The organism is Vibrio sp. 14G-20 (genome assembly GCF_026241515.1).
In the GTDB taxonomy this organism is placed as follows: domain Bacteria; phylum Pseudomonadota; class Gammaproteobacteria; order Enterobacterales; family Vibrionaceae; genus Vibrio.
This window is the reverse complement of record NZ_JAPHPW010000026.1, coordinates 1-15,177: the sequence shown is the minus strand read 5'-3', so window position 1 is coordinate 15,177 and position 15,177 is coordinate 1. Positions and strand designations below refer to the sequence as shown.

The following is a 15,177-nucleotide window of genomic DNA, read 5'->3' as shown; positions in this document are numbered from 1 at the left end:
GCAATGAAACGCGATAACTTTGGAATTTGTCTTACTAAGACTATGCTGTTCAAACACTTACAATCGACTTTTACTCACGTAAGAGCCTATGAGAAAGATGGCACCTCCCCTCTCGATCTCAAGGTGTTGTTAGCATTCCCTCAAATGTCAGGTAGAGATTTATTACAAACAATGCAAGGTTCAAGACAATTGGTGTGGCGCGCCGATCACCATTGTCCTAGCTTTAAATAACCTACTTCATTTTGTAAAAACACTTCTATACTGAACTTAAAGAGCACGCTTCTGCGTGCTTTTTAAGTTTCATTTATCTTTGATATTCACGTCACTCAATCTTATTTACACTTGATTAACGAGTTATGAGAATTTCCATTCATATGAGACAATCTATTCAAGACAAATGACTATCGCCCTGTTAACATTAGAGTTAATACTCTAATTGGTATTTAATGCAGATGACCAAACCAAAATTCCGATACCTTGCGCTCGCTAGTGTGCTACTCAGCACATTCACGGCGCCAAGCTATGCTGCTTCGCTCACTTTCTCTGAAGCGTGGCAAATATTACAAGAAAACAACAACTCACTTGCGGCTCAACAAGCCAACGTTGAACGTTATCAACACCTTCAGAACTCAACAAGTAGCCTTAATCTGCCTTCGATCACCTTGGGGGCTAACTACACGCACCTTGATAGTGACGTAACCATCAATGGTGAGCAGTTTTCAGATAGCTTGAGTGGACTGCCATTTCCAATGCCACCCGGATTTGCTGGCCTACTTGGCGGTGTAACCTCCACCATTACCGAACAAGATATCTTCAGCTCTTCCATTCGTGCGGTGTGGCCTATCTTTACAGGTGGTCGAATTACCGCTGCGCAAAATGCGGCAGAAGGTAAAAGCGAAGAAGCGCAAAGCCAACTGTTGATGGAGAAACAAGCTCGCTACGAAGATTTAAGTAAGTATTACTTCTCGGTGATCTTAGCGGAAGACGTCGTGAAAACGCGACAAGCCGTTGAAGCAGGCCTAACTCAACACCGTGATTTCGCCATTAAGCTTGAACAGCAAGGACAGATCGCACGAGTAGAACGTCTGCAAGCCGATGCTTCTTTAGATAAAGCCATGGTAGAGCGCGCGAAAGCTCAAAACGATCTCAAAATTGCTCAATTGGCGCTGACTCAGATCCTTGGTCAAAGTGAAAGTGTAGACCCCTCTGAACAACTGTTTATCAATAAGAACCTGCCTCATATGGACGTGTTCATTGACCAAACACTCATGACCTACCCCGGCCTTAAGATACTTGACGCAAAAGAGAAACAAGCAAGCAGCTTAATTAAGGCAGAGAAAGGTAAATACTATCCAGAAGTGTACCTTTACGGTGATTACAGCCTTTACGAAGATGACTCTCTCGCCAGTGAAATGAAACCCGATTGGTTAGTTGGCATTGGTGTGAATGTACCGCTACTTGACACTTCTGGCCGTTCCGACAAAGTCGCCGCCGCTCACAGTGCCGTATCACAGGTTCAATTCCTTAAGTCACAAGCCAAGCAAGACTTAACCGTGTTGGTTCAAAAGACTTACCTTGAAGCAAAGCAAGCGATTGAAGAGGTTCAAGGCCTCAATTCAAGCCTCTCTTTGGCTGAAGAGAATCTATCGCTTCGTAAAAAGGCGTTCACTCAAGGGCTTTCTAACTCATTAGAAGTGGTTGATGCCGAGCTATATCTGGCGAGTATTAAAACCCAGCAATCTGCTGCGCGATTCAAATATCTAATCTCTCTCAACAAGCTTTTGGCGCTTACCAGCGAAATGAATGCTTACTCAAGTTACTTAACCTCTTCTGTTACGTCTGATTTCGAATCAAAAACAGACACCGCTAGCCAGTCAAAAGGATAATTCATGAAACCTATTAAGCCCCTTCTTCTAGCTATAGTTGGTATCGGCATTATTGGCTGGGTCGGATACAGTTTTTACCAAGCGTATCAGCCTCAACCGGTTAAGCTTCAAGGCCAAATCGATGCACAGCAATACAGCATCTCTTCTAAAGTACCTGGCCGAATTGACCAAGTATTCGTGCGCAAAGGCGACTCTGTTGAGAAAGGTGAATTGATCTTTTCTCTTCTTAGCCCTGAGATTGACGCGAAGCTAGAGCAAGCAAAAGCCGGTCAGAAAGCCGCTGGTGCATTAGCACAAGAAGCAGAGAATGGCGCGCGTACTCAACAGATCCAAGCAGCCAAAGATCAATGGCTGAAAGCCAAGGCTGCAGCTGATCTGATGGACAAAACGTACCAACGTGTAAACAGCCTTTACAACGATGGCGTTGTCGCAGAACAAAAACGTGATGAAGCCAAAACACAATGGCAAGCCGCAAAATACACTGAAAGTGCCGCATTCCAAATGTACAAATTAGCGCAAGAAGGTGTTCGTGACGAGACTAAGGTGGCTGCTGCTCAAAAAGCATTAATGGCGGCGGGTGCAGTAGCAGAAGTTGAAGCGTACGCAAAAGACACACAGATCCACAGTTGGTTTAATGGTGAAGTATCTCAAGTTCTATTGAGCAGCGGTGAGCTAGCACCACAAGGTTTCCCTGTTGTGACTGTTATCGACACCAACGATGCATGGGCAGTACTCAATGTGCGTGAAGATATGCTTAAGCATTTCGAGAAAGGCAGCCAGTTTGAGGCATACCTACCGGCTTTGGATAAGTCACTAACTTTCCAAGTCACACACATCGCCGTAATGGGTGATTTCGCGACTTGGCGTTCAACAGACGCAGCACAAGGTTTCGACTTACGAACTTTTGAAGTAGAAGCGCAACCTGTCGATACCGGCGAGACACTACGAATGGGTATGAGCCTTGTGGTTGAGCTTTAGGTGACCTATGTCTGCTAACTTCCGATCTACAGGCTCGCAATCAACTGAGCATCACAAAGTGACGATCCCATTACTAAGGCAATGGGCTATTGTTCGTAAAGATAAATGGTTGTTGTCTTGCCTAACTTGGATTCCTTTACTTCTTGCTGCAAGCATTTGGCTTATATTTGCACAAGGTATCGCTCGTGATTTACCGGTGGCTGTTGTTGATCTTGAGCACAGTCAAATCTCGCAACAGTTCACACGTCTTGTTGATGCGTCACCAACGCTGCAAGTCACTCAGAAATACAGCTCGGCGAGTGATGCGGCGAAAGCGATGATCGAACGAGATATCTATGGTTACGTTGTGATACCAAGGCACTTCGACCGAGACCTTCTACTCGGTTTGAACCCGCAAGTGTCTGTGTTCTATAACAGCCAATTTATCTTGATCGGTAAGCTGGTGAACTCTGCATTGCTGCAGGCTCAAGGGACTTTTAACGCGCAACTTGAAGTCGTTAAACAGCTGTCACACGGTGATACCACGGTGCAATCAGCATTAGGCCAAGCAGTAACAGTGCAAAGCCAGATCACGCCATTGTTCAACAAGAACACCAGTTATGCTCAGTTCTTGGTGTCTGCGGTTATTCCTGCACTATGGCAGATCATGATTGTAGTGGGCACGATATTGGTTTTGACGGCGAACGTTAGAGCTCGTGGCCTTCACGCTTGGTTATCCAACGCCCCGATGAAGTCACTCGCATCAACATTAACGCCCTACCTTGTCTTGTTTTTGATGTTTGGTATCGCGTTTAGCTTTTGGTTCTATGTGCTCTTAGACTGGCCGTTTAACGGCAGCTTTATAGCATTGACCATTGCCCAACTGCTTACAGTGATCAGCTGTATCATCATGGGTTGTTTGTTTTTCTTCTTAACACTTGATCCTGCAAGGGCGATGAGTTTCGCTGGCGCATTTACGGCACCAAGTTTTGCGTTCATGGGCATTACCTTTCCAGTAACAGACATGAACACGGCAGCTCAAATTTGGAGAAGCTTGTTGCCAGTGAGTCATTACATCGAAGTACAAACAGCACAGTCTAGTTATGGCGTGAGCGCGGCACAGTCTTTGATCAGCCTTTCTTCTATGTTGTGGTACGCGGTTCCTGCTTTCTTGGTGATGTTGTTAATTAAGAAACACTTGGCGCAATCAGATCTATCTACAAAATCAGCAAAAGCAGCTTTATCTGCAAAAACAACATCGTCAACACAGCCAGATGCATCAGCACAACAAGGAGTAAAACGATGAGCTTTACTCAACTGCTCAAGCAAGAACTCTTAGCGGTACTGCGCAATCCTGTCGTGCTTCTTACGGTATTTGGTGGCGTGGTCTTCTATTCATTCTTGTATCCATTGCCTTACGCGAACCAAGTCCCTCAACAGCTTAAAGCTTCCGTTGTGAACTTGGATAAGAGTCAAAGCAGCTACCAATTAGAACGTATGGTGGATGCCACCTCTCAAATCGAATTGGTCCGTCGAGACTCGACCATCGCCGATGCTAAACAAGCCGTACTTAACCAAGAAATTGGCGGATTCCTCGTCATTCCAGAAGACTTCTATAAAGACTTGCTGCTCGGTAAGAGCCCGACGCTTTCTTACGCTGGCGATGCTTCTTACTTCTTGGTATACGGAACCATTGTTGAAGGGCTTGCCAAAGCTGGAGGCACGTTAGCTGCGCAAGTTAAGGTTAGCCACTTGTTAGTCGAAGGTGTGCCTTTAGAATCGGCAGCCAAAGGCTACAGTGCATTCAGCTTGAACCTGAAACCAACGTTTAATAGTCGCATGGGATACATCGATTACGTAGTTCCAGCCGTCTTTGTGTTGATCCTGCAACAAACCTTAGCCATGGCTTCAGGTTTAGTTGGGGCAACCCAAAACGCTCAATCGACATTTGGCTACTGGAGTAAAACCTCTCCAGCGAAATTGATGCTTGCTCGCTGTTGTACCCTAGTCGGCATTTATTACTTGTTGTCGATGTACTATTTCGGCGCAAGCTTTTCGATGTATGGGATAAATCTGCTCGCTTCAACAACACAGATCTTAACCTTACTTCTGCCCTTCTTACTGGCCAGCTGTTTAATCGGGATTTTTATTGGTGAACTAGTGCCACGAAGAGAACTAGTCACGGTTGTGGTGTTAATAAGTTCAATGCCACTGATCTTCTCTTCAGGTTTTATCTGGCCAGTTGAAATGATACCTGAATGGTTAGTTCTGTTATCACAGCTGTTCCCAAGCACACCGGCTATCCAAGGTTTCTTAGCGCTTAATCAGATGGGTGCATCTTGGCAAGAAGTGGCGTCTCAATGGACATTGTTATGGGGACAAGTCGTTTTATGGGGCTCGCTGTTGGCGCTCAAGCTCTACCACAAATCGAGTAAACGTATCACTGGGGCTGTGTAGCACTAGTCTCTAAACGCTAAGCCTAATGCTCATGCTCATGCTCATGCTCATGCTCATCGTAAACCATTAAAAAGGCTCTGATAAAGGGCCTTTTTAATACCCTCTCGCCTGATTCCATCTTAAGCCATCAATTGTATGAACGCTTCCCAAGCACATATCGAATATTCAAACTCGCCGACTTCCCTGTGATCCCCCACTATAATTCACCTTAGCCCGTCGCTATAACAGCTACTGCATATACTTTTCCAGTCTAAAAAGCGTCGACTTATTCCCAAACAATGACAAAACCCGAACAATTGTAAATTTATTGTAAAAATCTCTTTGTTCGCATTATTTTTATGTATAGGATTATCAGCAGGTCTTGACGGGCCGAATACCATAGTCTTATTGGTGCACATACCAAAAGGATATCCATATAAAGCAAGAACAGTACTTATATTTGTTTCGTTTTTCGACCTAGCTACAGCCGTTTATGTTGCCGTCGAATGAAGTAGATATACCGCTGAAAATATACAAATCAAATAGAAAACAAACACAACAGCAACAAACATAATTTATTAAAAAGACAGGGAAAACCATGAAAAACATACGTGAATTATTTTTTGGGTTTATATTATTGTTTAGTTCCAGTGCATTTGCAGAAGAAGGATCATTTAACCAAACGATCAGTAACTTAAGTCAAAGTGTTGATGGATTTTTCAACGAATACACAGGTTGGTTCGTTGGGCTGATATTTAAAAGTGTACCGATTGGTGAAGCTAACTTTCCAGTGATTGTTGGTTGGCTCTTACTCGCTGCGATCATCTTTACTGTTTATTTTGGCTTTGTTCAATTTAAACGAGTTGGCATGGCGATAGACATTATCAAAGGTAAGTATACCGACCCTAACTCGAAAGAGGATGGCGAGGTTTCTCACTTTCAAGCGTTAACAACAGCGCTTTCTGGTACTGTCGGGCTTGGTAACATTGCCGGTGTAGGTGCTGCACTTGCGATTGGTGGTCCTGGCGCGACATTCTGGATGATCTTGTGTGGTCTTCTGGGTATGGCTTCTAAGTTCTGTGAGTGTACCTTAGGTGTGAAATACCGAACTATCCTACCTTCAGGTGTTGTTTCGGGTGGTCCAATGTACTACCTCAGCCAAGGTCTTGGTGAAAGAGGTTTAGGCGGACTAGGTAAAGTGCTCGCTATTGGTTTCGCATTAATGTGTATTTTGGGCGCACTGGGCGGCGGTAACATGTTCCAAGCTAACCAAGCACACGCCATGTTAACTTACGCATTTGATGTACCAAGTGAATACGGTGTGATCACTGGCCTTGTACTTGCCTCTTTAGTTTTCTCTGTGATTGTTGGTGGTATGCCTTCTATCGCATCGGTAACGGAAAAAGTTGTTCCTTGGATGGCTGCTCTGTATATCGGTATGGCTCTGATTGTTATCGGCTCTAACCTCGATCAAGTTGGTCCTGCTTTCAGCGCAATCTTTACAGGTGCATTTACTGGTGAAGGTGTTGTTGGTGGATTCATTGGTGCGTTAATTCAAGGCTTGAAGCGTGCAACGTTCTCGAACGAAGCAGGTGTAGGTTCAGCAGCTATCGCTCACTCAGCGGTTAAAACAAAAGAGCCAATCACCGAAGGTCTAGTATCACTATTAGAACCGTTCGTTGATACGGTAATCATTTGTACTATGACCGCATTGGTTATCACTATCGCCGGCTTAAACGTAGGTCCATTCGATGGTTCTGGTTTAACGGGTGTAACGCTTACTGCGGCATCGTTTACTGAAACGGCAGAAGTGTTCAAATACACACTCGCTCTCGCGGTAATCATGTTTGCGTTTTCTACCATGATTTCTTGGTCGTACTATGGGCTTAAGGCTTGGACTTACCTATTTGGTGAAGGCAAAACAACGGAACTAATTTTCAAAGTGATTTTCTGTGTGTTTGTTGTGATTGGTGCGACAATTCAATTTGGCGCGGTAATCGACTTCTCTGATGCGGCTATCTTTGCAATGTCTATCTTCAACATTCTTGGTCTGTACTTCTTGATGCCGGTTGTGAAGAAAGAACTGCAATCATTTGTTGCCCGTGTGAAATCAGGCGAAATCAAGACTTACGATAAATAGTGTTTCATCAATAAGTTATCGTCGAATAACGCTGTTCTAAAAATTTTTGTAATACCCTTTGCTTGAGAAAGCGAGAACAGTACTGCAACTTATCTAAAATCCCTACGAGCTTAAGGTTTAGCTCGTAGGGATTTTTGTATCTGGATTTTCTTGTTCAAGCCGTTCAGGGTCTTGGTTTACTTTTTTGCGATCCACCAGCTCTTCTACTTCAATCATTTCACGTTGCGCTAATGGCGAATTACAATCATCGAAGCAATAGGCTACGGTGCAGTTCTCACACAGATATTCATTCATAGTTTAATCCCTGTCCATTGAGATGGTCTAATCACAGAATGACAACAGACCGCGTGTTCATCCTAGAACATCGCTATTATGCTGTTTCTCAACCCTATAAATATGCGTGCAAAGTCACCAAAATATTCAATTAGTCACATATTAAAACCATTTTACGGCTCTAATCACGAATAGCTTGGTAATAGTGTGAAAACGGATCTTCAATGTCTGGCTCTCCTAGCTAGTCATACATTGCGCAGCTCCCCTACAAAATTAATCTGGAACGAAAAACGCCCACACCATTTTCATGATGTGGGCGTTTGAATAGCTGCAGCTAAAGACAAATGAATTAAAGGTTTGAGTTTATAAACCCATCTCTTCGGTTAGCGTTTTGATTTGCTTGAGATCCATGGTGTGGACTTCGATCATTTGTCTGATATCACTTAGACGAGAGTTTGCGTTGTCTTGCTTCTCACACGCGTCAGACTTCGCATCCCATGAAGTGCCATCTAAGAACACGTCACACGCTTTCTTAAGTGAACCAAGGTTTTTTTCAAGCTCGTCTCTTTCCTTCTCAAGCTTTTCAAGCTCTTGAGATATTTGTAATTCTTTACGGAACAGCTCACGAGAGCGTTCAAACAAGGTCGACTGCATATCCGCCTGACGGTTTAGCTTCTGGTTATCTTGCTCGGTTTTGTCTAGCGTTTGCTTTTGTTCGTTTAACTGCTGTTCTAGTGAGTAGTTCGCCTTCTCTAAAACTGCAGATTGTTTCGCTAACTCTTGGAGCTCTTTTTGGTGCTCTTCAGCCTGTTTCGCTAGCGCAACTTCTACTTTTGCGTCGATCTCGGTATCGACTTTTGCCACCTTTGCTTCAACCGACGTCATCAATTCTGTTTTACTGTCGCGCACTTCTTGATAACGGGTTTCGAGTACCTGATAAGTGGACTCCCACTTCGAGGCCGTCACTGTCGAACCGATTAAGCCACCCAGAGCTAAACCTATAACCGCCGCAATGCCGATATAGAGCTGACTGCGCTTATCGCGTTCTTCAATAACAACCACTTCATCTTGTTCGCTTTGTCCAGATTGCTGGTTCACTAGCGGGTACTCCCAAAAATATGTTTAACGTTACGCGGTCACTGGCACTAATGCAAATACTGATTGTGTAGGTTCAGTTAAACCTGTCGCTCAAGTCAGAAGCACTTGAGCTTTACTAACACGTTCATCTCAACTGCTCACAGACAGATTTAACGAGTTAACTCCGAAATCATCAAGCTGGCAGTATACAAAAGGAAGCTGCTAACGATAACTATCACTACCCATTTTTGCAGTTTTTCGTTGGTCCGGTAACGAAACAATACAAATGCTAAAGCCAATAAAAAAACAATCGCTATTAATCGAGTCATAACTCCTCCTTGTTTCCCTATTTTATACCATTTAAATAAGCAAGTTACGTCAGAGACTCGTTGTTTGATCATTTAGTTGAACAATATTTGTGCAAACAGATATTTTGTAGCTGACATCACATTTTATATGATCTAGGATACGCCTACAGATTACCTAATTATTTAGGTAATTGTTCCGATGAAGACTGCAGGAGAGTGGTTTTTAACTAAATTTTAACATTTAGTTAGATTGACCCGCCGAAGAAGTAAATCTTTCAGGTGCTTTATGCTGGAGAAATCCAGAAAAGTGAGGACTGTCGTTGGAGGAACCTCTGGAGAGAACCGTTAGATCGGTCGCCGAAGGAGCAAGCTTAGTGCCCGTTACTTATCTATAAGTGATTCGCTAAGTGAAACTCTCAGGCAAAAGGACAGAGGAGTGGAAAGCAACAAGCCTTAATTAACAAAAGAATTCTATCTAGAAATCCGTATGTATTAAGTAGTGCTACCGATCCCTGTGATCTGCACTGCCTTCCCTCTTCTCCTTAAATTTTTTAATTTATTAAGGGGAATCTATGAACCACCTACAAGCTACACTACAAACCATCAACCAATTCGTTTGGGGACCACCACTGCTTATTCTGCTAGTGGGTACAGGTATCTACTTTACTTTTGGCTTAGGCTTACTCCAGTTTAGACACCTCCCAACCGCGCTAAAAATGGTATTCAGCAAAGACAAATCCGGTACGGGTGACGTATCAAGTTTTGCCGCTTTGTGTACCGCACTTTCAGCGACCATTGGTACTGGTAACATCGTTGGTGTAGCGACCGCAATCAAGATTGGTGGCCCTGGTGCCCTATTCTGGATGTGGCTTGCCGCTGTATTTGGTATGGCGACCAAATACGCAGAATGTCTACTTGCTGTTAAGTACCGCAGAACCGATAGCAATGGCGAAATGGTTGGCGGCCCTATGTACTACCTTCAATACGGTGTTGGCTCAAGAATCTTAGCGGTGATGTTCGCTGTGTTCGCTTTGGGTGTTGCCTGCTTCGGTATTGGTACCTTCCCACAAGTTAACGCTATCTTAGATGCAACTGAAATATCATTTGGCGCTTCGCGTGAAATGTCTGCTGTTGTTCTGACGATATTAGTGGCAGTGGTAACCCTTGGTGGTATTCAATCTATCGCTAAGGTGGCAGGAAAAGTCGTTCCTACCATGGCTATTATGTACATCGTCGCGTGTTTGAGTGTTTTGGTTTCCAATGCAGACCAACTGTTGAATGCCATTACCCTTGTTGTGACCTCTGCGTTTACCAACACGGCAGCAACTGGTGGTTTCTTTGGTGCGAGCATCATGCTTGCTATCCAATCAGGTATCGCTCGTGGTGTATTCTCGAATGAGTCAGGCCTAGGTAGTGCACCCATGGCGGCGGCAGCAGCAAAAACGGACTCATGCGTGAAACAAGGGCTGGTCTCTATGACGGGCACCTTCTTCGATACCATCATCATCTGTACAATGACAGGTCTGGCGCTTATCTTAACAGGCGCTTGGCAAACTGACCTTTCTGGCGCTGCGATGACCACTCACGCATTCGCTGTTGGTCTGAATGCAGATACCCTTGGCCCTATGTTGGTTTCTGTAGGCTTAATCTTCTTTGCGTTTACAACAATTTTAGGTTGGAACTACTACGGTGAGCGCTGTGTTGTGTTCTTGCTAGGTACCAAAGCAGTATTACCTTACAAGATTATCTTCATCGCCTTGATTGCTTCTGGTGCATTCTTAAAGCTCGACATGATCTGGATAATAGCCGATATCGTGAACGGCCTAATGGCAATTCCGAACCTAATCGGGCTTATCTTGCTGCGCCACGTTGTTATCGAAGAAACAAAGCTATTCTTCAAACCTTTAACGTCTTCAAAAGGTTGTGAAGCTGCTAAAGCATAATAAGAACTGAACGATCAAAACGCCCGCAATATTCTGCGGGCGTTTTATTATGATTGAGATAGCTTATATTCCAAAAGCTTAGGTAGGTTCTTCCATCAGAAGCTTAACGCCCAGCCCTACCAGCACCATGCCAGTCACACCTTCCATCCACTTCATAAAACTCGCGTTCTTAAGCAAGTTTTTAGCAGAATTAAGAGCGCCAGCTAAACCACACTGCCATACCATCGCAATCATAAAGTGGACCGAAGCCATCAACATAGATTGCAATAAAGGCGAACCTTCAGGGTTTACAAATTGAGGTAAAAAGGCCAGATAGAAAACTGCCGTTTTTGGGTTAAGAACGTTAGACAGAAAGCCTTCACGCAAAGAACGTTTCGCACTATACACTTGATGAGCTTGTTCACCTACCTTCAAACCGCCACCGTTTTTCATCAAAGCTCGCAAACTGCTTAAGCCAAGCCAGATGAGGTAAACCGCACCAACCATCTTAACGGCTTGAAAGAGTTCAGCGGATTGGGCGAGGATTGCAGAGATACCTACAGCAGAGAAAAAGGCATGCACATATAGACCGCTACAGATACCAAAGCTGGTCATCACACCGTCAGATAAGCCAGAACGGCTCGTATTGCGAATTACCAAAGCCGTATCTAAACCCGGCGTTAGCGTTAAAATAGTGATGGCAATCAGAAATGCCTCAAAGTTCAAAATATCCATATCATTGTCATTCTTGTTCAGCGATCTATCATCAATACCGTGTATCTGAACAATTCGCAAGCAACAATTGCCATCAACTATACAACTCACTGATTTTGTGCACAATGGTACAGTTTAATTTGTTAACAAATAGTAAATTACTGGCATATCACTGCCCTACCTTGTTTAGGCTATATCTTCTACTGAGAAGAACAGCCTCAGAAACAAAGTGAAGTGACCAAGTTCAAAGTACCAAACATCGAGATGCCCCTTAAACTGATGCAGCCTTATGGGTCATTTAAAGAAACCAAATTAAGAGTAGTCAAATGAGCGCATTCAAAAAACTAGTCGAACACTCTCAAAAATGTTCACGCTTTCAACACCTAGCCTCGATTTGTGGTTGGGACCAAGCTTCAATGATGCCAGCTGGCGGTAACCAAGCTCGTAGCGAAGCGATGGCCGAGCTTTCTGTTCATATTCACGGATTAATGACTCAGCCACAGCTTGGCGATTGGATTGCAGACGCTGAAAACGAAGCGCTGAACAACGAGCAACAATCGTCACTTCGTGAAATAAAACGCCAATGGCAACAAGCTAACCTACTTCCAGAAAAACTGGTTGAAGCGAAATCTCTAGCGGGTTCAAAATGCGAACATGCATGGCGTAGCCAACGTGGAGAAAACGACTGGGTTGGTTTTGAAAAGAACTGGCGTGAAGTGGTTGAGCTATCACGTGAAGAAGCACAAATCCGCGCAGATGCCGCTAACTTAACCCCTTATGATGCGATGCTGGATATCTATGAACCAGGCACCAGCTCTGCTTCACTGGATATCTTATTTGCAGACGTTAAAACATGGCTGCCAAGCCTGATTGACGAAGTGATCGAAAAGCAATCGAGCGAGCAATTTAACGCGCCATCTGGTGTCTACTCGACAGAGAAACAGAAAGCACTTGGCTTAGAAGTGATGAAGCTACTTCAATTCGATTTCGCACACGGCCGATTAGATGAAAGTGTTCACCCATTCTGTGGTGGTGTACCTTCAGACGTGCGTATCACGACTCGCTACGACGAAGCTGAATTCGTTCAAAGCTTAATGGGCATCGTCCATGAAACAGGACACGCACGTTATGAACAAGGCTTACCTAAACACCTAACAGGCCAACCAGCAGGTGAAGCTCGCTCTATGGGTATCCATGAATCTCAGTCTCTGTTCTTCGAGATGCAAGTTGGCCGCAGCGACCCGTTCATCGGACACTTAGCCAACCTAGCAGGACAACAGTTCTCAGGCTCAGAATTTGAGAAAGATAACTTCCAGAAGATCTACACTCGCGTGAAGAAAGACTTCATCCGTGTTGATGCCGATGAGCTGACCTACCCAGCGCACGTTATCTTACGTTACGAGATTGAACGTGACCTGATCAACGGCAAAATCAAACATACTGATGTCCCTGAACTTTGGAACACTAAGATGCAGTCTTACCTTGGTTTAAGCACTCAAGGCAACTTCACTAATGGCTGTATGCAAGACATCCACTGGACAGACGGCGCATTCGGCTACTTCCCGTCTTACACACTAGGTGCGATGTACGCGGCTCAGTTCATGGCTTCAATGAAGAAAACGGTTGATGTGAACTCAGTGATTGAAAGCGGTGATTTATCACCTATCTTCACTTGGTTAGAGTCGAACATTTGGAGCAAAGGCAGCCTACTAACTACTGATGATTTGGTGAAAGGCGCAACAGGTGAAACCTTGAATGCACAGTACTTCAAGGATCACTTGAGAAACCGTTACCTTTAATCAGTCAATCAACGATGGCTGTATAGAGCAACGATGAATTAAAGGCTGAGCAGATTACTGACTCAGCCTTTTTACTCTCTAGACCTCTAACCATTAATTACCTTTCAACATATCTAAGAAGATCTGTCTCGATTCGGGTGTGTTGTCCCTGTGGGTTTCGTATTTTATATGTGCTTCTGCATCGGCAGATTGAGACAACTTGATGCTCCAAAGCGCTTTGAGTTGGTTTGGTACAATAGAATATCGAACATCGATAACACGCAGCTCATCTATTGGGTCTTGTGCCACGTAACCATTTGAGAACCAGCGAAAACGCTCAATGTCTTTTGCTTGTTGTGAATTAAGGTCAAGCCACGGGAAATCCTGACTCACATTCAGTTTAACAATAGAGTCTCCAGGATAGGTTTTAACGGAGGTGCCGACTCGAACAGCATCTACGTAGTATCGAGATTCTGTTTCGTACACCACTTTCCAAACCAAGATATTAGCAAAACTCGGTTTTGCCTCTAATCGAATCGGCGTGTGTTGCCTTTCTTCCGCTAATTGCCACCCAATCGCCTCTGCCCTGTCTCGCTGAATCATCCCTAACGTTGGGTAAACCAAAGCCCAAGCAAATGCGACGCGTGCTAGCCAAGGTGCTCGTTTCAACGTTGCAAACACAAGTAAAATTAAGATGGGAAGCGTATAAACAGGATCGATTATTGATATGGTATTCCAAGCAAAACGCGCGTTGGTCAAAGGCCAAAGCAACTGCGTGCCATAAGTGGTACAAGCGTCTAACAGTGCATGAGTGCCGTAACCTAGAGTACAAAACAGCCAGCTTTGTTTGAAAGAAAGCCCGCGCCTTTTTGCAATGAGATGATGCAAAACCAAAGTACAGATCAAACTGCCAATGGGGATAAAGAAGAGTGAATGGGTAAATTGTCGATGAAACTCCAAAGCCAACAAAGGATCAGTCTGTGACTTAATCAGTGCATCTAAATCTGGAGCCAATCCAGAGAGTAGACCTAATACCCCAGCGACAACCAAGTTCTGTTTTTTGCTTGCCGACTGTGACAAAGAAGCGCCTAATACGCCCTGCGTTAAAGGATCCATAAACCACTCATTGATAGTATTCCGTTGAATCAAACAAGATACATTTAGCTATAGCAGTGAATCCCGTTAAACAACAAGATTTCATCAACATACTCATATACATAATCGTATAAATGTAGACTGGCAAACAAAAAAGAGCAGCCTCGTGACTGCTCTTTTTGTTTGAATTCAACGATAGTTCTTACTTCTATATCGCTTTGTTAGCTTACAACTCTTCCCAATTTGTCAGATCGCACTTCCGATATGTCCAAAGGTAATACGCACTCATAAAAACAGAATAAAATGCACCAGCGATGAATGATTCGTACAGCAAGTTTGAAAAGGTCACTCCTTCTCTCGATATACTTAACAGCGATATCAAAGGAAGGAAAAAGACAAAGAATTCGACAAAGCGCACCACTACATTTCGTCCAAAAGACACATAATAAGGCGGCCTTAACTTAAGTCCTGCCTTTCTTAACCATTGATGCAATGGCGGGTTGTAGTTCCATTTTAGAATTTTGGCGGCTTGGAGTGGCTTTGTTGCGTAATTCAATGGAACTAAATCAAGAACCTACGATCTGATCAGCT

Annotated in this window: 13 protein-coding genes and 1 riboswitch; of the genes, 8 read left to right on the top strand and 5 right to left on the bottom strand. The window is 44.0% G+C overall.

Translation table 11 applies throughout. The features are described from left to right. Nucleotides 1-3: 3 nt before the first annotated feature. The 6 genes from OQJ75_RS19025 to OQJ75_RS19000 all read left to right on the top strand — a co-directional run bounded on the left by OQJ75_RS19025 (nucleotide 4) and on the right by OQJ75_RS19000 (nucleotide 7,419). Nucleotides 4-231 (top strand): hypothetical protein, encoded by a 228-nt coding sequence (locus tag OQJ75_RS19025; RefSeq protein WP_009846577.1) that lies wholly within the window; start codon nucleotides 4-6, stop codon nucleotides 229-231. A 215-nt stretch (nucleotides 232-446) separates the two neighbouring features. Further along, on the top strand, nucleotides 447-1,886 hold the full coding sequence (locus tag OQJ75_RS19020; protein WP_265974497.1) for a TolC family protein: 1,440 nt from the start codon (nucleotides 447-449) through the stop codon (nucleotides 1,884-1,886). 3 nt (nucleotides 1,887-1,889) lie between these two features. Next, entirely contained in the window at nucleotides 1,890-2,864 is a 975-nt protein-coding gene (locus OQJ75_RS19015; protein WP_265974496.1) for an HlyD family secretion protein, read from the top strand. 7 nt (nucleotides 2,865-2,871) lie between these two features. Continuing rightward, nucleotides 2,872-4,149 carry an ABC transporter permease gene (locus OQJ75_RS19010; protein ID WP_265974495.1) on the top strand — a complete coding sequence of 426 codons (1,278 nt, stop codon included), beginning with the start codon at nucleotides 2,872-2,874 and terminating at the stop codon, nucleotides 4,147-4,149. Beyond that, nucleotides 4,146-5,300, top strand: coding sequence for an ABC transporter permease (locus OQJ75_RS19005; RefSeq protein WP_265974494.1), 1,155 nt, complete (start codon nucleotides 4,146-4,148; stop codon nucleotides 5,298-5,300). The genes OQJ75_RS19010 and OQJ75_RS19005 overlap by 4 nt, the downstream gene beginning before the upstream one ends. A 577-nt stretch (nucleotides 5,301-5,877) precedes the next feature. After that, nucleotides 5,878-7,419, top strand: coding sequence for an alanine/glycine:cation symporter family protein (locus OQJ75_RS19000; protein ID WP_265974493.1), 1,542 nt, complete (start codon nucleotides 5,878-5,880; stop codon nucleotides 7,417-7,419). A gap of 117 nt (nucleotides 7,420-7,536) precedes the next feature. On the opposite strand, the gene OQJ75_RS18995 is transcribed toward OQJ75_RS19000, so the two are convergent. Together OQJ75_RS18995 and OQJ75_RS18990 are read right to left on the bottom strand one after the other, a co-directional pair. Beyond that, on the bottom strand, nucleotides 7,537-7,713 hold the full coding sequence (locus OQJ75_RS18995) for a hypothetical protein (RefSeq protein WP_265974492.1): 177 nt from the start codon (nucleotides 7,711-7,713) through the stop codon (nucleotides 7,537-7,539). Between the two features lie 342 nt (nucleotides 7,714-8,055). After that, complete coding sequence (locus OQJ75_RS18990; protein WP_265974491.1) at nucleotides 8,056-8,790, bottom strand: chromosome partitioning protein ParA; 735 nt, start codon at nucleotides 8,788-8,790, stop codon at nucleotides 8,056-8,058. A gap of 609 nt (nucleotides 8,791-9,399) precedes the next feature. Then, nucleotides 9,400-9,519, top strand: a riboswitch (glycine riboswitch). Nucleotides 9,520-9,649: 130 nt separating this feature from the next. Between OQJ75_RS18990 and OQJ75_RS18985 the strand changes: the two genes are divergently transcribed. Next, entirely contained in the window at nucleotides 9,650-11,020 is a 1,371-nt protein-coding gene (locus OQJ75_RS18985; protein WP_265974490.1) for an alanine/glycine:cation symporter family protein, read from the top strand. 78 nt (nucleotides 11,021-11,098) lie between these two features. Here the strand turns inward: OQJ75_RS18985 and OQJ75_RS18980 are convergent, their stop codons facing one another. Beyond that, entirely contained in the window at nucleotides 11,099-11,734 is a 636-nt protein-coding gene (locus OQJ75_RS18980; RefSeq protein WP_265974489.1) for a LysE family translocator, read from the bottom strand. A gap of 305 nt (nucleotides 11,735-12,039) precedes the next feature. Between OQJ75_RS18980 and OQJ75_RS18975 the strand changes: the two genes are divergently transcribed. After that, nucleotides 12,040-13,512: a carboxypeptidase M32 gene (locus tag OQJ75_RS18975; RefSeq protein WP_265974488.1), complete on the top strand. Its 1,473-nt coding sequence runs from the start codon at nucleotides 12,040-12,042 to the stop codon at nucleotides 13,510-13,512. 93 nt (nucleotides 13,513-13,605) lie between these two features. Here OQJ75_RS18975 and OQJ75_RS18970 read toward each other — a convergent pair whose 3' ends face one another. Both OQJ75_RS18970 and OQJ75_RS18965 read right to left on the bottom strand, forming a co-directional pair. Beyond that, complete coding sequence (locus OQJ75_RS18970; RefSeq protein ID WP_265974487.1) at nucleotides 13,606-14,607, bottom strand: metal-dependent hydrolase; 1,002 nt, start codon at nucleotides 14,605-14,607, stop codon at nucleotides 13,606-13,608. A 205-nt stretch (nucleotides 14,608-14,812) separates the two neighbouring features. Continuing rightward, nucleotides 14,813-15,142, bottom strand: a complete 330-nt coding sequence (locus OQJ75_RS18965) for a DUF6404 family protein (protein ID WP_265974486.1) — start codon at nucleotides 15,140-15,142, stop codon at nucleotides 14,813-14,815. Nucleotides 15,143-15,177 lie beyond the last annotated feature (35 nt).